This is a genomic window from Stenotrophomonas sp. S41 (assembly GCF_016624625.1).
Lineage (GTDB): Bacteria > Pseudomonadota > Gammaproteobacteria > Xanthomonadales > Xanthomonadaceae > Stenotrophomonas.
In genome coordinates, this window is the sequence record NZ_JACVTV010000082.1 from 1 (window position 1) to 20,317 (window position 20,317).

At 66.6% G+C, this 20,317-nt stretch carries 17 protein-coding genes; 6 read left to right on the forward strand and 11 right to left on the reverse strand.

Going from position 1 to position 20,317, the window contains the following annotated elements; all coding sequences use genetic code 11:
- Positions 1 to 134: 134 nt before the first annotated feature.
- The gene (treA, locus tag IAE56_RS15460) at positions 135 to 1,754 is read left to right on the forward strand and encodes an alpha,alpha-trehalase TreA (RefSeq protein WP_200753134.1); all 1,620 of its coding nucleotides are present in this window, start codon (positions 135 to 137) and stop codon (positions 1,752 to 1,754) included.
- 132 nt (positions 1,755 to 1,886) lie between these two features.
- Here treA and IAE56_RS15465 read toward each other — a convergent pair whose 3' ends face one another.
- The 8 genes from IAE56_RS15465 to murJ all read right to left on the reverse strand — a co-directional run bounded on the left by IAE56_RS15465 (position 1,887) and on the right by murJ (position 12,291).
- Complete coding sequence (locus IAE56_RS15465; RefSeq protein WP_200753135.1) at positions 1,887 to 2,564, reverse strand: lysoplasmalogenase; 678 nt, start codon at positions 2,562 to 2,564, stop codon at positions 1,887 to 1,889.
- A complete protein-coding gene (locus IAE56_RS15470) occupies positions 2,561 to 4,444 on the reverse strand; it encodes a M61 family metallopeptidase (RefSeq protein WP_200753136.1) in 1,884 nt (627 codons plus the stop codon). Before IAE56_RS15470 ends, IAE56_RS15465 begins: the two co-directional genes overlap by 4 nt.
- 102 nt (positions 4,445 to 4,546) lie before the next feature.
- A complete protein-coding gene (locus IAE56_RS15475; protein WP_200753137.1) occupies positions 4,547 to 5,134 on the reverse strand; it encodes a hypothetical protein in 588 nt (195 codons plus the stop codon).
- A 199-nt stretch (positions 5,135 to 5,333) separates the two neighbouring features.
- The gene (gene ispH, locus IAE56_RS15480) at positions 5,334 to 6,284 is read right to left on the reverse strand and encodes a 4-hydroxy-3-methylbut-2-enyl diphosphate reductase (RefSeq protein ID WP_200753138.1); all 951 of its coding nucleotides are present in this window, start codon (positions 6,282 to 6,284) and stop codon (positions 5,334 to 5,336) included.
- A 27-nt stretch (positions 6,285 to 6,311) separates the two neighbouring features.
- Positions 6,312 to 6,836 carry a signal peptidase II gene (gene lspA / locus IAE56_RS15485; RefSeq protein WP_200753139.1) on the reverse strand — a complete coding sequence of 175 codons (525 nt, stop codon included), beginning with the start codon at positions 6,834 to 6,836 and terminating at the stop codon, positions 6,312 to 6,314.
- Positions 6,836 to 9,667, reverse strand: coding sequence for an isoleucine--tRNA ligase (ileS, locus tag IAE56_RS15490; RefSeq protein ID WP_200753140.1), 2,832 nt, complete (start codon positions 9,665 to 9,667; stop codon positions 6,836 to 6,838). The genes lspA and ileS overlap by 1 nt, the downstream gene beginning before the upstream one ends.
- On the reverse strand, positions 9,664 to 10,611 hold the full coding sequence (locus tag IAE56_RS15495) for a bifunctional riboflavin kinase/FAD synthetase (RefSeq protein ID WP_108768181.1): 948 nt from the start codon (positions 10,609 to 10,611) through the stop codon (positions 9,664 to 9,666). Before IAE56_RS15495 ends, ileS begins: the two co-directional genes overlap by 4 nt.
- A gap of 75 nt (positions 10,612 to 10,686) precedes the next feature.
- On the reverse strand, positions 10,687 to 12,291 hold the full coding sequence (gene murJ, locus IAE56_RS15500; protein ID WP_200753145.1) for a murein biosynthesis integral membrane protein MurJ: 1,605 nt from the start codon (positions 12,289 to 12,291) through the stop codon (positions 10,687 to 10,689).
- Between the two features lie 117 nt (positions 12,292 to 12,408).
- Here murJ and rpsT point away from each other — a divergent pair, with 117 nt between their 5' ends.
- Complete coding sequence (gene rpsT, locus IAE56_RS15505) at positions 12,409 to 12,678, forward strand: 30S ribosomal protein S20 (RefSeq protein ID WP_005408560.1); 270 nt, start codon at positions 12,409 to 12,411, stop codon at positions 12,676 to 12,678.
- 346 nt (positions 12,679 to 13,024) lie between these two features.
- Here rpsT and obgE read toward each other — a convergent pair whose 3' ends face one another.
- The 3 genes from obgE to rplU form a co-directional block, all read right to left on the reverse strand.
- Positions 13,025 to 14,077: an Obg family GTPase CgtA gene (gene obgE, locus IAE56_RS15510; RefSeq protein ID WP_200753141.1), complete on the reverse strand. Its 1,053-nt coding sequence runs from the start codon at positions 14,075 to 14,077 to the stop codon at positions 13,025 to 13,027.
- Positions 14,078 to 14,251: 174 nt separating this feature from the next.
- On the reverse strand, positions 14,252 to 14,515 hold the full coding sequence (rpmA, locus tag IAE56_RS15515; protein WP_004148333.1) for a 50S ribosomal protein L27: 264 nt from the start codon (positions 14,513 to 14,515) through the stop codon (positions 14,252 to 14,254).
- An 11-nt stretch (positions 14,516 to 14,526) separates the two neighbouring features.
- Positions 14,527 to 14,844, reverse strand: coding sequence for a 50S ribosomal protein L21 (gene rplU / locus IAE56_RS15520; protein ID WP_004148331.1), 318 nt, complete (start codon positions 14,842 to 14,844; stop codon positions 14,527 to 14,529).
- 314 nt (positions 14,845 to 15,158) lie between these two features.
- On the opposite strand from rplU, the gene uvrA reads away from it, so the two are divergent.
- From uvrA to IAE56_RS15540, 4 genes are all read left to right on the forward strand, one after another.
- Positions 15,159 to 18,152 carry an excinuclease ABC subunit UvrA gene (gene uvrA / locus IAE56_RS15525; RefSeq protein ID WP_200753142.1) on the forward strand — a complete coding sequence of 998 codons (2,994 nt, stop codon included), beginning with the start codon at positions 15,159 to 15,161 and terminating at the stop codon, positions 18,150 to 18,152.
- Complete coding sequence (locus IAE56_RS15530) at positions 18,152 to 18,559, forward strand: thioesterase family protein (protein WP_108768177.1); 408 nt, start codon at positions 18,152 to 18,154, stop codon at positions 18,557 to 18,559. The genes uvrA and IAE56_RS15530 overlap by 1 nt, the downstream gene beginning before the upstream one ends.
- Before the next feature lie 124 nt (positions 18,560 to 18,683).
- Entirely contained in the window at positions 18,684 to 19,409 is a 726-nt protein-coding gene (locus IAE56_RS15535) for an enolase (protein WP_200753143.1), read from the forward strand.
- A gap of 58 nt (positions 19,410 to 19,467) precedes the next feature.
- Positions 19,468 to 20,217, forward strand: a complete 750-nt coding sequence (locus IAE56_RS15540) for an enolase (protein WP_200753144.1) — start codon at positions 19,468 to 19,470, stop codon at positions 20,215 to 20,217.
- Positions 20,218 to 20,317 lie beyond the last annotated feature (100 nt).

Genomic DNA, 20,317 nt, shown 5'->3' on the forward strand with positions numbered 1-20,317 from the left:
CCCCCCCCCGCCCCCCCCCCCCCCCCCCCCCCCCCCCCCCCCCCCCCCCCGACTCTACGCATTGCAAAGCAGCCCGCAAACCGCTTTCACGCGCCCTCACCTACAGTGGCCACACACCCTTCTGGAGGCACGCCATGCGTCCCTCGATGTTCCAGGCCGGTGCGTCGCTGGCACTGCTGCTCAGCATGGCCGCTGCAGCCGCCGAAGAACCCGCCCACGCCACTGCGCCTCCCGACCAGCAACTGGCCCCGCTGTTCCAGCAGGTACAACGCGCGCACCTGTTTGCCGACCAGAAGACCTTCGCCGACGCCGTGCCACGCCAACCAGCTGCGGCCGTTCTGGCCGACTGGCAGACCGCACAGCGACAACCCGGCTACACGCTGCGCGATTTCGTCGCGACCCGCTTCGACGTACCCGGCGATGCAGCCGCCTACGTGCCACCTTCCGGAGAGACGCTGCGCGCGCACATCGAAGGCCTGTGGCCGGTCCTGCAACGGCACACCGCCAGCGTCGATCCGCACGGCTCGCTGCTGCCGTTGCCGCATCCCTACGTGGTGCCCGGCGGTCGCTTCCGCGAGGTCTATTACTGGGACAGCTACTTCACCCTGCTCGGCCTGGCGTCCAGCCAACGCTGGCAGCAGGTGCGCGACATGGTCGACAACTTCGCCTGGCAGCTGGACCAGTACGGCCACATCCCGAACGGCAACCGCAGCTACTACCTCAGCCGTTCGCAGCCGCCGTTCTTCAGCCTGATGGTGGAGCTGCTGGCCAGCCACGAAGGTGACGACGCGTACCGGCGCTACCTGCCGCAGCTGCGCATCGAACACGCGTTCTGGATGCACGGCGCGGAAGGCCTTGCACCGGGCCAGGCGCGCGAACGCGTAGTGCGATTGGCCGACGGTCAGCTGCTCAACCGCTACTGGGATGCGCGCGCGGTGCCGCGGACCGAATCGTGGACGGATGATCTGGCCACGGCGGCGCAGGCATCACAACGCGCGCCCTCGCAGGTCTACCGCGATCTGCGGGCCGGTGCCGAATCCGGCTGGGATTTCAGCTCGCGCTGGCTGGATGACCCGGCGCAGCTGTCCAGCATCCGCACCACGTCCATCGTGCCGGTGGATCTGAACAGCCTGCTGTTCCAGCTGGAACAGACGCTGGCGCGCGCGAGCACGGCATCCGGTGCGCGTGACGATGCGCGCCGTTTCCAGCAGCTGGCCGCCTCACGCCGCGCGGCCATCAACACGCAGCTGTGGGATGCGCGCCAGGGGTACTACGTCGACCGCGACCTGGACAGCGGCCAGCAACGCCCTGCCCTGACCGCCGCGACGCTGTTCCCGCTGTGGCTGAAGATTGCCGACACTGCCCAGGCGCGACGCACCGCCGATGCCGTGGAAGCCGGCCTGCTGCGCTCCGGTGGCCTGCTGACCACCCAGCGCGACACCGGACAGCAATGGGATGCGCCGAACGGCTGGGCGCCGCTGCAGTGGGTGGCCGTGGACGGGCTGCAGCACTACGGCCAGCAGGCGCTGGCGCGGACGCTGGGCGTGCGCTTCCTGCGCACGGTGCAATCGGTCTACGACCGCGACGGCAAGCTGGTGGAGAAGTACGTAGTGGATGGCTCGGCCAGCGGCGGCGGTGGCGGCGAATACCCGCTGCAGGATGGCTTCGGCTGGAGCAACGGCGTCACCCTGGCGCTGCTGGATCGCCTGTGCGCGCCAGAGCGCACCTGCGAAAGCGCCTCCGACGTCGAATAACCGCGCTGTAGAGTCGAGCTTGCTCGACTGCTGTCGCTCTTGTAGAGCCGAGCCATGCTCGGCTGCGCCGCTCTTGTAGAGCCGAGCCATGCTCGGCTGCTTCGGCCTACAGCAGTCGAGCATGGCTCGACTCTACAAAGATCGTCTGCCCACCGAGCGGGCAATGGCGTACTGCGCGGCGTAATACGTGGACAGCACCAGCAGGCTGGCCAGCGGCAGGCCACCTGCAAAACGATCCCAGGCCAGCAGTGAATCGCTGGCGACGAAGAACACGGCACCCACGGCTGCCCAGCGTGCGCTGCACGCTTCAGGCGCAACCAGCGGTCGCCGCGTCCACGCACGTGCCAGCGCCAACACCGCCATCGAGGCCAGCACCACCACGTAGGCCAGCACCGGAATGCGCATCGGCGCCGGCAGGTGCGGCGACAGGCCCAGCACGTTGAGCGTGGCGAACGCGCCCAGCAGCACCAACGCACCCCACAACCCAGCGCCCGCACGCAGGCCAGCACGGAAGGCGACGATGTAGCAGACGTGGGCCAGCAGGAATGCCACCAGCCCCGGAACGAACGCATCCACCGGCAGCATCAGCGCGATGTCGCCCACGCAGGACAGCAGCATGCCGGCCAGCACCGCGCGACGGTACGACGGCGAAGCCGCCGGCCGCGCCCGCCAGGCGATGGCCGCGATCAGCAGCGTGGTGGCCGGCTTGGCCAGCCAGTGCAGCCAGCGGCCATCGCCGTGCAGGAAGGCGCCAACGATGGCCAGGATCGCTGCCAGCAGGATCAGGCCATCGCGGCGCAAATGCATCATCGCGCCTTCCACAGCTCGGCAAGGCGGTCCGGCTTGCCCGCGATGCGTTCCAGCACCGGGTACTGCAGGCCACCGTGGTAATCGATGTTCATCGTGTCGATGCGATCGAACTGCTTGACCAGCAGCACGATCGGCGCCTTGTCCTTGGCCGCGGCCGAGACGGCGTCCTTCAGGCGCTCGCTGCTGTACTCGCGGCCACCCACGGCAATCACCTTCATGCCCGGTGCCAGGCCTGCGTTGAAGGCCGGGCTGTCCCAGATCACATCACCAACCACGCCCGTGTCGAGCACGGTGGCACCCAGCGAGTACGCCAGCAGCGCGGCCTTGGCGCGCTTTTCCTGCGCCTTGTAGGCCTCGTTCGGCGTATCGCGGTAGGCCAGCTTCCAGCCGGCCAGTTCCAGGCCACCGGTCAGCGAACCGTGCCCGTCCAGGCGCTGGCGCAGGAAGCTGGCCCAGTCATACGGTGCGATGCCATTGAGGGTCGCCACCACATCCTCGAAGGTGTACGGCTTGACGTTCCAGTCGCCATTACCGACGCCGAAGAACGCACGCGCGAAATCATCCAGGCCGCGGCGGTTGCCGCTCAGCGCGCGCAGCTTGCCTTCCACTTCCAGCCACAGCATCTGCCCGCCCGAGTAGTAGTCCTCGCTCATCTGGTAGTTGCGGTAGGCCAGTCCGCGGCGCTGGGCGATGGTCGGGTCGTTGGTGGTGTCCTGCAGCGCGCGCCAGGCGAGGCCCGGGCGGCCACGGTCATAGGTCGCCGCCACGTTGGCCAGCATGTCGCGGGTCTGCTCGTTCGACCACAGGCCCGAACGCGCGGCCAGCACCTGGCCCCAGAACTGGGTCTGGCCCTCGTACACCCACAGCAGGCTGTCGCCCATCGGCACGTTGAAGTTGGCGGTGGCCAGGTCCGCGCCGCGGCGGTATTTGCCGTTCCAGGAGTGGGTGTACTCGTGCGGCAGCAGGTCGCGCATCCACGCGCTCTTGTCCCAGTCGGTGAAGTAGCCCGGCTCGGCGCTGTTTTCGCTGGAACGATGGTGTTCCAGGCCGATGCCGCCGAGGCGGTCGGTCAGGGCCAGCAGGAATTCGTAGTGGTCGTAGTGGCGCGCGCCGTACAGCTTGTCGGCCTGCTGCACCAATGCGCGATGCAGCTTGATCTGCGCGTCGGTCGGCTTCAGCGACTTGGCGTCGTCGGCGAACACGTTCAGGTGCACCGGCACCTTCGCGCCGGGGTCGAGATCGATGCGCTGGTGGTGCTCGCCGGCAAACAGCGGCGAATCGACCAGGTGGTCATAGGAGATCGGCTTGAACACCACGGTGTCGCCGTCGCGGCGCACGGTTTCCAGCGCAGTGGCATAGCCCCAGCCCTTGGGCAGGGTCACGCTGGCCTGCGCCTGCAGGTTGCGCGCATCGACACCGGCGGGATACAGCGAGTTGGCGTTCCACTGCAGGTTGAGCATTTCCGGGGTCATCACCACCCGGCCCTGGCTGCCGCCCTGCGAGGAGAGGAAATCGAAGTGGGCGACGATCTCGCTGACGCCCTCGGGTACGTCCACCTTGAACGCATAAACGTTGAACTGGTCGCGCTGCCAGGCCAGCGGCTTGCCGTTGGCGGTCACGCGCAGGCCGGCCAGCTTGTCGATCGGGCCGGTGGGCGAATGGTTGCCGGGGATCCACTGCGGGTACAGCAGGGTGACCGGACCGGGCTTGACCGGCACGGTGGCGGTCACTTTGAAGATGCGACGGGCAAGGTCACGTGCATCCACATCGATGCGCAGCAGGCCGGGGGCCGCGGCATCGCCCGGCGGCGAGGTCTGCGCCAGCGCAGGCATGGTAGCCAGCGCGAACAGCACGGACATCACCAGGGCACGGGTCTTCATCAGGCGGGTTCCAGCTACGGTAGAACCTTTGATGCTAGGCCTGTGGCGTGCCCAGCCCCATGGCCGAAGGTCATGGTCGAGAGGACTGTTGAGGCACCTCCATCACGGAAGCTGATTCGACGCCTCTTCCTTCCCAGCCGTCTCGATGGCCGCCTTCAATCTCGCCGGATCTTCGATCCGGACACCGGTCAAACACCTCGAGCCGGTTGCATCGAAAAATACCGTCGACGCCGAGCCTCCCTGGAAGTGCGCATAACCCATAACCGGCGCAGGGGAATCGGCCAGCGGAGCCCATACGATCCTGCCGAGTGCCAGTTTCGCCCTCGCAATCTCCCGCTCGACACACCCGCCCGATGCTTTCACGACGATCACGGTCTGGCCTGATTGTTGTGAAAGCTCGGCAGCAAGTTCAATACCACCGAAATTCCGGGCGATCCCAGAGACCGACGCAGCGTCCGCGCCGGAGCCGTTCTCGATACCCAACGCATCAGCGGCGGCCTGCGGCCCGGCGCTTCGCGCCACCTCCAGCCTCTCGATGTAATCCAGCGCTGCCAGCTGCGAAGCGCTTGCGGCGGGACTCCATGCTTGAGAAGAAGATGTCGCCGCAACCGCTGCGAGGGGAATGAGCGCAGACAGGATCAGCAATGACTTCACCGGCGCTCTCACGAAATCAGCGAGGATGTCCCGCATCGTAGTAGCCCTCATGCTGCCAGGTACAGATTTTCCCGTAATGGCCGAGGTTCATCGGTGAGAGCCCATCCACGCATGGCGTGGATCTACTGGTGTGCCACCAGAGTGATGTGCGGGCCGGATGCAGTAGATCCACGCCATGCGTGGATGACATGCACCCGGTAGCGCCGGGCCATGCCCGGCGAACCAACTTCCGCAGTCAATCCACCAACCGCAGCCGCAGTTCCTTCGGCAGCGCGAACACCATCGATTCCGGCTCGCCATCCAGCTCGCCCACGCCGTCGGCGCCCAGTTCGGCCAGGCGGGCCAGCACGCCATCCACCAGCACCTGCGGTGCCGAGGCACCGGCGGTCACGCCGATGTGCTGCTTGCCTTCCACCCAGCGCGGGTCGATCTCGTGCGCGCCGTCGATCAGGTAGCTCTCCACGCCTTCGCGGCGGGCCAGCTCACTCAGGCGGTTGGAATTGGAGCTGTTCGGCGAACCCACCACCAGCACCAGGTCGCAGCGCTTGGCCAGATCGCGCACGGCGTCCTGGCGGTTCTGCGTGGCGTAGCAGATGTCGTCGTTCTTCGGGCCCTGCATCTCCGGGAACCGTTCGCGCAGTGCCTCGATGATGCCGCGCGTGTCGTCCACCGACAGCGTGGTCTGGGTGGTGTAGGCGAAGTTCGTCGGCTGGTTGATCTCCAGCGTGGCGACCTGCTCCACGTCCTCGACCAGGTAGATCTGGCCGGTACCGGCTTCGCGGTTCCACTGGCCCATGGTGCCTTCCACTTCCGGGTGACCGGCGTGGCCGATCAGCACCACATCACGGCCGGCACGGCAGTGGCGGGCCACTTCGAAGTGAACCTTGGTCACCAGCGGACAGGTGGCGTCGAACACTTTCAGGCCACGACGGTCGGCTTCCTGGCGCACGGCCTGGGAGACGCCGTGCGCGCTGAAGATGACCGTGTTGTTGTCCGGCACTTCATCGAGTTCTTCGACGAAGATCGCGCCGCGCTGCTTCAGGTCGTCGACCACGAAGCGGTTGTGCACCACTTCATGGCGGACGTAGATGGGCGCGCCCAGCGTTTCGATCGCGCGCTTGACGATCTCGATCGCACGATCGACACCGGCACAGAAACCACGCGGGTTGGCGAGCAGCACATCCATCAGTTCAGTCTCCCGGCAGCGGCCGGCTTACGGTTTCGGGGTGGCATTATCCGCCTTTTTGGCGGACTTGCCGTCGAACAGGCCAAACAGGGCGATGCCCACGGCACCGACCACGATGGCCGAGTCGGCCACGTTGAACGCCGGCCAGACGTGGTCACCGATATACCACTGGATGAAATCGACCACGTGACCGTGCACCTGGCGGTCGATCACGTTGCCGATGGCACCACCGATGATCAGCGCGTACGGCACGGCCGCCTTCCAGTTGCCGCGGGCGGTGCTGCGCAGCCACCACGCCATCAGGCCGCTGATGGCGATGGCCAGCACGGTGAAGAAGTGCTTCTGCCAGCCGCCGGCGTCGCTCAGGAAACTGAACGCCGCACCGGTGTTGTAGGTGCGGTACCAGTTCCAGAAGCCGTCGATGACCACCACCGGCTGGAACTCCGGCAGGCTCGACAGCACCCAGGCCTTGGACCACTGGTCCAGGCCGATGATGGCGGCCGACAGCAGCAGCCAGACCAGGGCGTTCGGATGCGGACGGGGCGCGGCCATCAGAACCAGCTCCGCACTTCACCGGCACCGGTGATGTTGCCCGCGCAGCGGCCGCACAGTTCCGGGTGATCGGCATTGCTGCCGACGTCGGCGCGGTGGTGCCAGCAGCGCACGCACTTGCTCTTCTGGGTCGGCTGGGCACTGACGAACACTTCGTCGGTGGTCGCCGGGCGCACCTGCACGTCGCCGCTGATGAACAGGAAACGCAGTTCATCGGCCAGCGGCTGCCACTTCGCGGCCTGCTCTTCGCTGGCGGCGATGGTGATTTCCGCTTCCAGCGCGGCACCGATCGCACCGTTGGCGCGCATCGGCTCGAGCACCTTGGCCACCTGCTCGCGCACGGCCAGCAGCTGGTCGAAATCAGCGGCGTTGAGCTGGGCATCGGCCGGCAGCGGCGCCAGGCCGTCGTACCAGGTGGTGAACAGCACGTGCTCCGCACGCTCGCCCGGCAGGTAGCCCCACAGCTCGTCGGCGGTGAAGGTCAGGATCGGCGCGATCCAGCGGGTGAACGCTTCGGCGATGTGGTACATCGCGCTCTGTGCCGAACGACGGCCGTGCGAATCGGTCGGCATCGTGTACAGGCGGTCCTTGGTCACGTCCAGGTACAGCGAGCCCAGGTCCACGCTGCAGAAGTTCAGCAGCAGCTGGACGATCTCGGCCATGTTGTAGTTGTCGAACGCGGCCTTGATCTTCTCCTGCAATTCCCAGGCGCGATGCACGATCCAGCGGTCCAGCGCGACCATCTCGTTCAGCGGGCGCAGGTGCTGGGCCGGATCGAAGCCATCCAGGTTGCCCAGCAGGAAGCGCGCGGTGTTGCGCAGGCGGCGGTAGGCATCGGCGTTGCGCTTGAGGATTTCCTGCGACAGCGACATCTCGTTGCTGTAGTCGGCCGAGGCGATCCACAGGCGCAGGATGTCCGCGCCCAGCTTGTTCATGATGTCCTGCGGCTCGATGCCGTTGCCCAGCGACTTGGACATCTTGCGGCCGTGCTCGTCCACGGTGAAACCGTGGGTGAGGCACTGCTTGTACGGGGCACGCTGGTCGATGGCCACGCCGGTCAGCAGCGAGGACTGGAACCAGCCGCGATGCTGGTCCGAACCTTCCAGGTACAGGTCGGCCGGCTTACCGAAGCCACGCGCGGCCAGCACGCCTTCATGGGTGACGCCCGAATCGAACCAGACGTCGAGGATGTCGGTGACCTTCTCGTAGTCGGCCGCTTCGGCGCCCAGCAGTTCTGCGGCATCCAGCGAGTACCACACGTCGATGCCCTCGGCTTCGACGCGGTCGGCGACCTGCTGCATCAGCTCCACCGTGCGCGGGTGGATCTCGCCGGTCTGGCGATGGGTGAACAGTGCGATCGGCACGCCCCAGGTGCGCTGGCGCGAGATGGTCCAGTCCGGGCGACCGTCGACCATGCTCTGGATGCGCGCCTTGCCCCAGCTCGGGAACCAGCCGACGGTATCGATGGCGGCCAGCGCATCGTTGCGCAGGTTGGCCTTGTCCATCGAGATGAACCACTGCGGGGTGGCGCGGAACACCACCGGCGTCTTGTGGCGCCAGCAGTGCGGGTAGCTGTGGCGGATCGGGTGGAAGGCCAGCAGCGCGCCGTTGTCGCGCAGCACGCCGACGATGGCCTCCTGCGCCTTCCACAGGTGCTGGCCTGCCAGCACCACGTCACCGGCCGGCGGGGTCGATTCCAGGTACACGCCACGGCCGTCGACCGGGGTGATCTGGCCGGCGTTGTACTTGTCCAGCAGGCCGTACTTCTGGCTGACCACGTAGTCTTCCTGGCCGTGGCCGGGGGCGGTGTGCACCGCACCGGTACCGTCCTCGTCGGACACGTGTTCGCCGTTGAGCACCAGGATCTCGCGCTCCGGGTAGAACGGGTGCGCCAGCAGCTGGTTTTCCAGCGCCGCGCCGGTGGTTTCACCGTGCAGCACCACGTTTTCGACGCCATAGCGCTGCAGGGCGCGCTCGGCCAGGGCCGCGGCCAGCACCAGCCAGCGGCGCTTGCCGTTGTGCGCCGGGCCTTCGGCCAGCACGTAGCGGATCTCCGCGCCCAGCGACACCGCCAGCGAGGCCGGCAGCGTCCACGGGGTGGTGGTCCAGATCGGCACGGCCACTTCGACGTCGCCCGGCAGGCTCACGCCGAAGGCCTGGGCCACGGCCTGCGCATCGCGCGCGGCGTAGGCCACGTCGATCGCCGGCGATTCCTTTTCCTGGTATTCGATTTCCGCCTCGGCCAGCGCCGAGCCGCAGTCGAAGCACCAGTAGACCGGCTTGGCGCCACGCACCAGGTGGCCGTTGGCCACGACCTTGGCCAGCGCACGGATCTCGTTGGCCTCGAAATCGAAGCTCAGGGTCTTGTACGGGTTGTCCCAGTCGCCGGTCACGCCCAGGCGCTTGAAATCGGCGCGCTGGATGTTGATCTGCTCTTCGGCGAACTCACGGCACTTCTGCCGGAATTCGACGGCGTCGAGCTTGGTGCCGACCTTGCCCCACTTCTTTTCCACCGCGATCTCGATCGGCAGGCCGTGGCAATCCCAGCCCGGCACGTAAGGCGCATCGAAGCCGGCCAGGTAGCGCGACTTGACGATGATGTCCTTGAGGATCTTGTTGACCGCGTGGCCCAGGTGGATGCGGCCGTTGGCGTACGGCGGGCCGTCATGCAGCACGAACAGCGGGCGGCCGGCGGCGTTGTCACGCAGCTGCTGGTAGAGCCCCTGCTCTTCCCACCGCGCCAGAATGCCCGGCTCGCGCTTGGGCAGGTCGCCGCGCATCGGGAATTCGGTGGCTGGCAGGTTCAGGGTGGTCTTGTAGTCCTGGCTCACGCAGTGGCTCGCAATCTATGTTCGGAAAGGATGGCGCGCGCCTGGTCGGCGTCGCGGTGCATCTGGTCGGTCAGTGCCGCCAGATCATTGAATTTCTCTTCGTCGCGCAGCTTGGCGACGAATTCCACTTCGATGTGTCGACCGTACAGGTCGCCCTGGAAATCGAACAGGTGGGCTTCCAGCAGCGGCTCCACGCCTTCCACCGTCGGCCGGGTACCGAAGCTGGACACCGACGGCCACGGCTGGTCGAACACGCCGTGCACCCAGGTAGCGTAGATGCCCGACAGCGCCGGCGTCTTCGGGAAGCGCAGGTTGGCGGTGGGGAAGCCCAGCGTGCGGCCCAGCTGGCGCCCACGCACCACCCGCCCGCTGATCGCGTAGGGGCGACCGAGCAGATCGTTGGCATGGGTGAAATCGCCGGCCTGCAGCAGCTGGCGGATGCGGGTACTGGAGATGCGATCGCCGTGCAGGTCGACCGCTTCGATCTCACCGGCAGTGAAGCCGAGCTCGCCACCCATCGCCTGCAGCAGGGCCAGATCGCCGCGACGGCGGTTGCCGAAGCAGAACTCCGGGCCGATCCACACTTCGCGCGCGCCCAGGCGCTGGGCCAGCAGCGTGCGGACGAAATCCTCGGCCGGCATGGCCGCCATCGCCGCGTCGAAGCGCAGCAGGCCGATCGCATCCACGCCCAGTTCGCGCAGGATCTCGACCTTGCCGCGGGCCAGGGTCAGCCGCGGCGGCGGCGTGCCCTGGGCAAAGAATTCACGCGGCAGCGGCTCGAATGCCACGGCCACCGCGGCCACGCCCAAGGCGCGCGCGCGGGCGACCGCGTGGCGGACCAGCGCACGATGCCCCAGATGGAGGCCGTCGAATGCACCGATACAGACCACGCTTCCGTTGGGGAACAGCTCCCCGCCCTCGACGCTTCTGAACAGCCTGCTCATCAACTCTCGTTCCGGCCCACCCGGGGCCGCCGCTTCAATGGTGTAACCCTGAAGTATAGCCGCCGTGGGCCCCGATCAATGCCCGCGCAGGTCGCGGGGGCGGAAGCCCATCGCCAGCATGGCCACGCCGTAGGTCGCGCCACCGCCGCCGACCAGCAGCGCCAGGGCGCCGATCCGCTCCCACACGCCCATGGCCGAGAAGGCAGGCAGCCAGTGCAGCAGGGCCAGCAGCACGCCGACCATGGCCACGCAGGCCACCAGCAGGCGTACCAGGTAACCGCCCCAGCCGGGCCGGCGCTGGTAGACATCGGTCTTGCCCAGCCAGTACCAGAGCAGGCCCAGGTTCAGGTAGCTGGACAGCGCACTGGCGATGCCCAGCGCCAGGTGCAGGCCCGGCTGCTTGCCGATGGCGGTCATCACGCCCTGCGCCTTCAGCTCGTCGGGCACCATCACCTGGTACAGCACGGCCAGCAGGGCGAAGTTGAACACCATGTTGGCCACCAGCGCGGCGACGCCGGCACGCACCGGGGTCCGGGTGTCCTGGCGGGCGTAGAAGGCCGGCAGCACGACTTTCAGCAGGGCGAACGCTGGCAGGCCGAAGCTCAGGCCGTACACCGACAGCGCGGTCATGCGGGTGTCGAAGGCGCTGAACTGGCCGTGCTGGAAGATGGTGGCGATCAGCGGCTCGGCCAGGAACAGCAGGCCCAGCATGGCCGGCACCGAGATCAGCAGGGTCATCCGCAGGCCCCAGTCCAGCGAGCGCGAGAAGCCCTCGCGGTCGGTGCTGACGTGGTGGCGGGCCAGCGCCGGCAGGATCACCGTGCCCAGGGCCACGCCGAACACGCCCAGCGGCAGCTCAAGGAAACGATCGGCCAGCGACAGCCAGGACTGCGAGCCGTCGGTCAGCTTGGCGGCGATGACGGTATCCAGCAGCAGGTTGATCTGCGCCACCGACGAGCCGAACAGGGTCGGTACCATCAGGGTCATCACCTTGCGCACGCCCGGGTGGGTCCAGCCCCAGCGCGGCAGGGTCAGCAGGTTGATACCCTTCAGCGAGGGCAGCTGGAACAGCAGCTGCAAGATGCCGGCGGCAAGCACCGCCCAGCCCAGCGCCAGGATCTGCTTTTCCGGTGTGCCGCCCAGCCGCGGCGCCAGCCACAGCGCGCCGGCGATCATGCACAGGTTGAGGATGACCGGGGTCAGCGCCGGCATGGCGAAGCGCTGGAAGCTGTTGAGCGCGCCACCCGCCAGGGCGGTGAGCGAGACGAACAGCAGGAACGGGAAGGTCAGGCGGAACAGGTCCACCAGCAGGCCCTGCTTGACCGGATCGGTATCAACACCGCTTGAGAACACCGAGGCCAGCTGCGGTGCGAAAATCAGCGCCACGGCGGTCACCAGCATCAGGATGCCGCCGAGGGTGCCGGCCGTGCGCGCCATCAGTTCGCGCAGCTCCGCATGGCTGCGGGTCTCTTTCACTTCCGTGAACACCGGCACGAAAGCGGTCGCGAATGAGCCTTCGGCGAACAAACGGCGCAGGAAATTGGGTACCCTGAAGGCGACCCAGAAAGCATCAGTGATGGCGTTGGTGCCGAACGTGGTGGTCACCACGAAGTCCCGGACAAGTCCGAGAACGCGCGAGACCATGGTCATGCTGCTGAACGACAGCAGGCCCCGCAACAACTTGGGTGAACTCACTCAGCGTCCCTCTTGACAATCGACTTGACGTGCATTTCTTACGCCATCATACTAGCTAGCTTGCTGTTCCCATAACACCGATTTTTTCAGGAAACCACCACCGTGGCCAATATCAAGTCCGCCAAGAAGCGCGCCAAGCAGACCGTCGTGCGCAACGCGCGCAACGTGGCTCAGCGCTCGATGCTGCGCACCGCTGTCAAGAAAGTGATCAAGGCGCTGGACGCCAACGATGCCGCCGGCGCCGAAGCCGCCTTCGCCGTTGCCCAGCCGATCCTGGATCGTTTCAGCGCGCGTGGCCTGATCCACAAGAACAAGGCTGCTCGTCATAAGAGCCGCCTGAACGACCGCATCAAGGCCCTCAAGGCCGCCTGATCCGGCGTTGCCGCCCTGCCCTTCGGGGCTGGGTAGCAGACAAAAGCCCGGCCTCGGCCGGGTTTTTTGTTGCCCGTGATTCGGCCGGGGCGAACCGGCCGGGTCGAACCGGCTGGGTCGAACCGGCTGGGTCGAACCGGCTGGGTCGAACCGACTGGGTCGAACCGACCGGGTAGAGTCGACTGTTAGTCGACCAACGCGCGCAGCGCGGGGTTTTGCGATTTCCGCCAAAGGCAGTCGACTGACAGTCGACTCTACCCCCGCCAGGGTTGCCGGCCCGCGGCCGGCACTACCACAACAAAAAACCCGGCCGTAGCCGGGTTTTTCGTGCGGAACCACAACGCCATCACAGCGCGTTGCGGGCTTCCAGTTCGTCTTCCTTCTGGCGATCGAAGAACGCCATGACCCGGCTCATGATCGGGAAGGTACCTTCGCGGCCCAGCGCCGAGACCAGGAACCACGGCTCCTTCCAGCCCAGCTCGGCGACGATCTGTTCGGCCGAGGCCTTGGCCTCGTCCTCGAACATCAGGTCGGCCTTGTTCAGCACCAGCCAGCGCGGCTTCTGCAGCAGCTCCGGATCGTGCTTTTCCAGCTCGCGCTCGATGGCACGCACCTGCTCGACCGGGGAAATGCCTTCCACGCCGCCTTCCATGGGGGAGATATCCACCAGGTGCAGCAGCAGGCGGGTGCGCTGCAGGTGGCGCAGGAACTGCGCGCCCAGGCCGGCACCGTCGGCCGCGCCTTCGATCAGGCCCGGAATGTCGGCGATGACGAAGCTGCGGTAGTTCTCCACCTTCACCACACCCAGGTTCGGGTACAGCGTGGTGAACGGGTAATCAGCCACCTTCGGCGTCGCTGCCGAGACGGCGCGGATCAGGGTGCTCTTGCCGGCGTTGGGGAAGCCCAGCAGGCCGACGTCGGCCAGCAGCTTCAGCTCCAGCTTCAGCGTGCGCTCTTCGCCCGGCTCGCCCGGCAGCGCCTGGCGCGGCGAGCGGTTGGTCGAGCTCTTGAAATGCATGTTGCCGAGGCCGCCACGGCCACCCTGCGCCACCAGCAGGCGGTCGCCGTGCTGGGTCAGGTCGCCGATGATTTCGTCGGTGGCCACATTGATGATCACGGTGCCGACCGGCACGGTGATGGTCAGGTCTTCGCCGCCCTTGCCATAGGCCTGACGGCCCATGCCGTTCTCGCCGCGCTGCGCCTTGAAGATGCGGTCATGGCGGAAGTCGACCAGGGTGTTCAGGTTTTCGTCGGCGCGGATGTACACGCTGCCGCCCGCACCGCCGTCGCCGCCGTCCGGGCCGCCGAGCGGAATGAACTTCTCGCGACGGAAGCCAATGCAGCCGTTGCCGCCGTTGCCGGCGAACACTTCGATTTCTGCTTCGTCTACCAGTTTCATTGTTTCGATGCCTGCGATGGGCGCGGCCTGCGTGCCGCCGCCTTGCTTGAATGTCGGGCCGTGCCCGTTGTACCACTGATTCCAACGAAAAGCCCCGCCGAAGCGGGGCTCTTCATGCAGCGTGCGATTCGACCAGCAGGGCCATGCCGGGGCATGGCCGCCAGCCCAGCCTTATCAGGCTTCGACCGACACGACGCTGACGGTGCGACGCTTCTTGGCGCCCTTCACCGAGAACTCCACCTTGCCGTCCACGAGGGCGAACAGGGTGTGGTCGCGGCCGAGGCCAACGCCCGAACCCGGGTGGAACTGGGTGCCGCGCTGACGCACGATGATGTTGCCGGCTTCAATGGCCTGGCCACCGAAGATCTTGACGCCCAGGTACTTCGGGTTGGAGTCGCGACCGTTGCGCGAAGAGCCTACGCCTTTTTTATGTGCCATGACCTATCTCCTTACTTGCTGCCACCGGCAATGCCGGTGATCTCGATTTCGGTGTAGTACTGACGGTGACCCTGACGCTTCATGTGGTGCTTGCGGCGACGGAACTTGATGATCCGGACCTTGTCAGCACGACCCTGGGACAGGACGGTGGCGGTGACCGCTGCGCCGCTCAGGGCGTCGCCGATCTTGATGCCATCGCTGTCGCCGAGCAGCAGGATGTTGTCGAACTTGATCTCGCTGCCGACTTCGACTTCGAGCTTTTCAATGCGGAGCTTTTCGCCCTGCGCCACGCGGTATTGCTTACCGCCGGTGACCAGTACTGCGTACATGACCAGACTTCCTCTGTAGTTATTGTGGTCTATGGACTGCCGCCATCGAGGGCGGACAGGAGCGGGATTGTACGCAGATCAATGGGCGCCGGTCAAGTCAACCCCTGGGCGGGGTCTACCGGAACGGGGTCAGATCCCTTTTCACGGCGTTAAATGGTATCTGACCCCTTCATAAAGCCTTGTCTCACAAGGTGAGACACCGGACTGGCATTGTCGCCCATTGCCCCCATCTGGTCACCTCGGTAGGCTGACCGATTGCCCGTCCCCCCGCTGGCCCGGCACCCAGCCAACGCCCCCCCATAACCGGATCCCCCATGGCGATGGATTTCATCCGCATCCGCGGCGCGCGGACGCACAACCTCAAGAACATCGACCTCGACCTGCCCCGCGACAAGCTGATCGTGATCACCGGCCTGTCCGGCTCGGGCAAGTCCTCGCTGGCGTTCGACACCATCTATGCAGAAGGCCAGCGCCGCTACGTCGAGTCGCTGTCGGCCTATGCACGGCAGTTCCTGAGCGTGATGGAAAAGCCGGACCTGGACCACATCGAGGGCCTGTCCCCGGCCATCTCGATCGAGCAGAAGTCGACCTCGCACAACCCGCGTTCGACCGTCGGCACCATCACCGAGATCTACGACTACCTGCGCCTGCTGTACGCGCGCGTCGGCACTCCGCGCTGCCCGGACCACGGCTACCCGCTGGAAGCGCAGACGGTCAGCCAGATGGTCGACCAGGTGCTGACCCTGGACCCGGAACAGCGCTACATGCTGCTGGCCCCGGTCATCCGCGACCGCAAGGGCGAGCACGCGCAGGTCTTCGACCAGCTGCGTGCACAGGGCTTCGTGCGCGTGCGTGTTGATGGCGAGCTGTATGAAATCGACGCGGTGCCGCCGCTGGCGCTGCGCCAGAAGCACACCATCGAAGCGGTGATCGACCGTTTCCGCCCGCGCGAGGACATCAAGCAGCGCCTGGCCGAGAGCTTCGAGACGGCGCTCAAGCTGGGCGACGGCATGGCCTCGGTGCAGAGCCTGGACAACGCCGGGACCGCGCCGACCCTGTTCTCCTCCAAGTACTCCTGCCCGGTCTGCGATTACTCGCTGCCCGAGCTGGAGCCGCGCCTGTTCTCCTTCAACGCGCCGATGGGCGCCTGCCCCGGCTGCGATGGCCTGGGCATGGCCGAGTTCTTCGACCCGGCGCGCGTGGTGGTGCACCCGGAACTGTCGCTGGCCGCCGGTGCGGTACGCGGCTGGGACCGTCGCAACGCCTATTACTTCCAGCTGATCGCCTCGCTGGCCAAGCACTACAAGTTCGACGTCGATGCGTCGTGGAACTCGCTGCCGGACAACGTGCAGCAGGCCGTGCTGTACGGCAGCGGCGATGATGCGATCACCTTCACCTACTTCACCGAGGCCGGTGGCCGCACCCAGCGCAAGCACCGCTTCGAAGGCATCATTCCCAACCTGGAACGCCGCTACAAGGAAACCGAATCGGCGGCGGTGCAGGAAGAACTGGGCAAGTACATCAGCGAACACGCCTGCCCCGAGTGCAAGGGCGCGCGCCTGAACAAGGCCGCGCGCAACGTGTTCGTGGCCGACCGCCCGCTGCCGGACCTGGTGGTGCTGCCGATCGACGAAGCACTGAAGTTCTTCAGCGAGCTGAGCCTGCCGGGCTGGCGCGGTGAGATCGCCTCGAAGATCGTCAAGGAGATCGGCGAACGCCTGGGCTTCCTGGTCGACGTCGGCCTGGATTACCTGACCCTGGAGCGCAAGGCCGACACCCTGTCCGGTGGCGAAGCGCAGCGCATCCGCCTGGCCAGCCAGATCGGCGCCGGCCTGGTCGGCGTGATGTACGTGCTCGACGAGCCGTCCATCGGCCTGCACCAGCGCGACAACGAACGCCTGCTGGGCACCCTCACCCGCCTGCGCGATCTCGGCAACACGGTCATCGTGGTCGAGCATGACGAGGATGCGATCCGCCTGGCCGACTACGTGCTGGACATCGGCCCGGGCGCGGGCGTGCATGGCGGCGAGATCGTCGGCCAGGGCACCCTGCAGGACATCCTGGATGCACCGCGTTCGCTGACCGGCCAGTACCTGTCGGGCAAGCGCGCGATCGAGATCCCGGCGCGCCGGCACAAGCCGAACCCGAAGATGACCCTGCACCTGCGCGGTGCCAGCGGCAACAACCTGAAGGGCGTGGACCTGGCGATTCCGTCGGGCCTGCTGACCTGCGTGACCGGCGTGTCCGGCTCGGGCAAGTCGACCCTGATCAACGACACCCTGTTCTCGCTGGCCGCCAACGAGATCAACGGTTCCTCGCACCCGATCGCCCCGTACAAGGAGATCGATGGCCTGGACCTGTTCGACAAGGTGGTGGACATCGACCAGTCGCCGATCGGCCGCACCCCGCGTTCGAACCCGGCCACCTACACCGGCCTGTTCACCCCGCTGCGCGAGCTGTTCGCGCAGGTGCCCGAAGCGCGTGCGCGCGGCTATTCGCCGGGCCGTTTCAGCTTCAACGTGCGCGGTGGCCGCTGCGAGGCCTGCCAGGGCGATGGCCTGATCAAGGTGGAGATGCACTTCCTGCCGGACGTGTACGTGCCCTGCGACGTCTGCCACGGCAAGCGCTACAACCGCGAGACGCTGGAGATCCTGTACAAGGGCTACAACATCAACGACGTGCTGGAAATGACCGTCGAAGATGCGCTGAGGCTGTTCGAGCCGGTGCCGTCGATCGCCCGCAAGCTGGAAACGCTGGTGGACGTGGGCCTGAGCTACATCAAGCTGGGCCAGAGCGCGACCACGCTATCCGGTGGTGAAGCGCAGCGCGTGAAGCTGTCCAAGGAACTGTCGCGCCGCGATACCGGCCGCACCCTGTACATCCTCGACGAGCCGACCACCGGCCTGCACTTCCACGACATCGAAGCGCTGCTGGGCGTGCTGCACAAGCTGCGCGACGAAGGCAACACGGTGGTGGTGATCGAGCACAACCTGGATGTCATCAAGACCGCCGACTGGATCGTCGATCTCGGCCCGGAAGGCGGCCACCGCGGTGGCACCATCCTGGTGACCGGCACGCCGGAAGACGTGGCGGCCTGCCCGCAGTCGTACACCGGCCAGTTCCTGGCCCGCATGCTGCCCTCGACCAGCGCGCGCCCGGAGCAGCCGGCCGCCGTGGCCAACAAGCCCGACGCCCGCCCGCCGCGCAAGGTGAAGCCTGAAAAGCCGGCCAAGGTGGCGAAGAAGGCCGTGGCCGCCAAGAGCACCGGCAAGGCCAGCAAAAGCACGACGAAGAAGAAGGACGCCTGATGAGCAGCGAACACAAGATCCTGGCCCGCATCCCGATCAGCGTGCGCTGGCGTGACATGGACAGCATGGGCCACGTCAACAACGCCAAGTACATTTCCTACCTGGAAGAAGCGCGCGTGCGCTGGATGCTGGGCGTGGAAGGCGTGTCGATGACCGACCGCATCGCACCGGTGGTGGCCGCGACCAACGTCAACTACCGCCTGCCGATCGTGTGGCCCAACGACATCCTGGTCGAGCTGTTCGTCGAGCGCCTGGGCAACAGCAGCGTGACCATCGGCCACCGCATCGTCGACCAGCAGGACGACACCAGGCTGTATTCGGACGGCAACGTGGTGGTGGTGTGGATGGATACGCAGACCGGCAAGAGCGCGCCGCTGCCGGACGCGATCCGCAACGCTTCCACCTGAAGGTAGTGCCGGCCGCTGGCCGGCATTCCCGACCCTGCGATTCGTAGAGTCGAGCTTGCTCGACTGCTGTTTGCCGGATCAGTCGAGCAAGCTCGACTCTACCCGCCATGTTCAAAGGACTGAAATGATCCACCACACCGAACTGCGCGACCTGCTGCCCGGCATGGTCCCCTTCCCCGCCGATGTCTTCCCCGCCGACCAGGCGTGGCTCGGCCAGCACCTGCTGCCGCTGCTGAACATCGACCTGGGCGTGCTACGCCCGGAGCTGGCGGGCCAGGTGGCGACGATGCTGTGCCCGATCGAGCCGTATGACGGCTGCATCGGCGAGACCACCGAAGCGCACCACAACGACTTCACCGGCACCAACTGGATCGCCTTCGAACTGAGCGCGGACAACCAGATGCGCTTCCTCGGCAACGAGGGCTATTTCATCGGCGACCCGGGCAATGACAAGCATGCGCAGGAGCACATCGCGCAGATGCGCGAGAGCCATGCCAAGGCGCGCGACTACCACGCCGCGCATGGCCGCCTGGCCTGCTACTCGCGCTTCGGCAAGGGCGAGCCCAGCGAGCGCGATTACCTGGATACGCTGGGTGGTCAGATAGGTTTCGGCAACTGGACCGAGACCGCGGAGATTCCCGCGGCATTCGAGCTGGGTTTCACCGAAGCTGCCGATGACCCCAACGCTGCGGACGATGCCGAAACGGTGATCATCACGCGTGATGGCAACAAGTTCTTCGCCGTCGCCGACGTGGCCGGCTACAACTGGTGCGCCACCGGCGCCGATGCGATCGTCATGCTGTACGAACCGGTAAGCCGCACGGTGCTGTTCTCGTACGACTGGTCGTAAGCCTGCATGGCGGGGCCGGCCGCGGGCCGGCATTGCCGATCCGACCCAAGGGACTGACATGCTCGACCCCACCGAACTGCGCGACCTGCTGCCCGGCATGGAGCCCTTCCCCGCCGATGTCTTCCCCGCCGACCAGGCGTGGCTCGGCCAGCACCTGCTGCCGCTGCTGAACATCGACCTGGGCGTGCTGCGCCCCGAACTGGCGGGCCAGGTGGCGACGATGCTGTGCCCGATCGAGCCGTATGAAGGCTGCATCGGTGACGACACCACCGCGCACCATAACGCGTTCACCGGCATCAACTGGATCGCCTTCGAGCTGACCGCAGACAACCGCATGCGCTTCCTCGGCACGCAGGAATATTTCCTGGGTGAAGCCGTGGACGGCGACGAGGCCCGCGCCCATATCGTGGAAATGCGCGAGAGCCATGCCAAGGCGCGTGCGTATTTCCAGCAGCACGGGCGCCTGGCCAGCTGCTCGCGCTACGGTGACGGCGAGCTGGACGAGCAGGCATGGCTGCAGCAGCTGGGCGGCCCGATCTGGTTCGGCAACTGGTCCGACTATGCCCCGCTGCCTGCGGCGTTCCAGCTGCAGGATCTGGCCGGCTACCGGCAGCGTGGCAGCCTGCGTCTCCGCAATGACAGCAGCCAGCTGGCCGACGATGGCCTGCAACTGACCCGCGACGGCCAGGCCTTCTTCCATGTGGCCAGCGTGCCGGCCAGCAACTGGGTCGCGGCCGGCGCCGATGCCATCGTGATGTTCTACGAACCGCACAGCCGCACGGTCCTGTTTACGTTCGACTGGTCGTAAAACCCCGCCGGGCATGGCCCGGCGCTACCGGGTGTGTCGCCTGCGCTTCGTAGAGTCGGGGGGGGGGGGGGGGGGGGGGGGGGGGGGGGGGGGGGGGGGG

What these genes read in the sequence shown, in the direction of transcription:
- treA (WP_200753134.1), top strand. Translation starts at nt 135, where the DNA reads ATGCGTCCCTCGATGTTCCAGGCCGGTGCGTCGCTGGCACTGCTGCTC.
- IAE56_RS15465 (WP_200753135.1), bottom strand. Translation starts at nt 2,564, where the DNA reads ATGATGCATTTGCGCCGCGATGGCCTGATCCTGCTGGCAGCGATCCTG.
- IAE56_RS15470 (WP_200753136.1), bottom strand. Translation starts at nt 4,444, where the DNA reads ATGAAGACCCGTGCCCTGGTGATGTCCGTGCTGTTCGCGCTGGCTACC.
- IAE56_RS15475 (WP_200753137.1), bottom strand. Translation starts at nt 5,134, where the DNA reads ATGCGGGACATCCTCGCTGATTTCGTGAGAGCGCCGGTGAAGTCATTG.
- ispH (WP_200753138.1), bottom strand. Translation starts at nt 6,284, where the DNA reads ATGGATGTGCTGCTCGCCAACCCGCGTGGTTTCTGTGCCGGTGTCGAT.
- lspA (WP_200753139.1), bottom strand. Translation starts at nt 6,836, where the DNA reads ATGGCCGCGCCCCGTCCGCATCCGAACGCCCTGGTCTGGCTGCTGCTG.
- IAE56_RS15495 (WP_108768181.1), bottom strand. Translation starts at nt 10,611, where the DNA reads ATGAGCAGGCTGTTCAGAAGCGTCGAGGGCGGGGAGCTGTTCCCCAAC.
- obgE (WP_200753141.1), bottom strand. Translation starts at nt 14,077, where the DNA reads ATGAAACTGGTAGACGAAGCAGAAATCGAAGTGTTCGCCGGCAACGGC.
- rpmA (WP_004148333.1), bottom strand. Translation starts at nt 14,515, where the DNA reads ATGGCACATAAAAAAGGCGTAGGCTCTTCGCGCAACGGTCGCGACTCC.
- rplU (WP_004148331.1), bottom strand. Translation starts at nt 14,844, where the DNA reads ATGTACGCAGTACTGGTCACCGGCGGTAAGCAATACCGCGTGGCGCAG.
- uvrA (WP_200753142.1), top strand. Translation starts at nt 15,159, where the DNA reads ATGGCGATGGATTTCATCCGCATCCGCGGCGCGCGGACGCACAACCTC.
- IAE56_RS15530 (WP_108768177.1), top strand. Translation starts at nt 18,152, where the DNA reads ATGAGCAGCGAACACAAGATCCTGGCCCGCATCCCGATCAGCGTGCGC.
- IAE56_RS15535 (WP_200753143.1), top strand. Translation starts at nt 18,684, where the DNA reads ATGATCCACCACACCGAACTGCGCGACCTGCTGCCCGGCATGGTCCCC.
- IAE56_RS15540 (WP_200753144.1), top strand. Translation starts at nt 19,468, where the DNA reads ATGCTCGACCCCACCGAACTGCGCGACCTGCTGCCCGGCATGGAGCCC.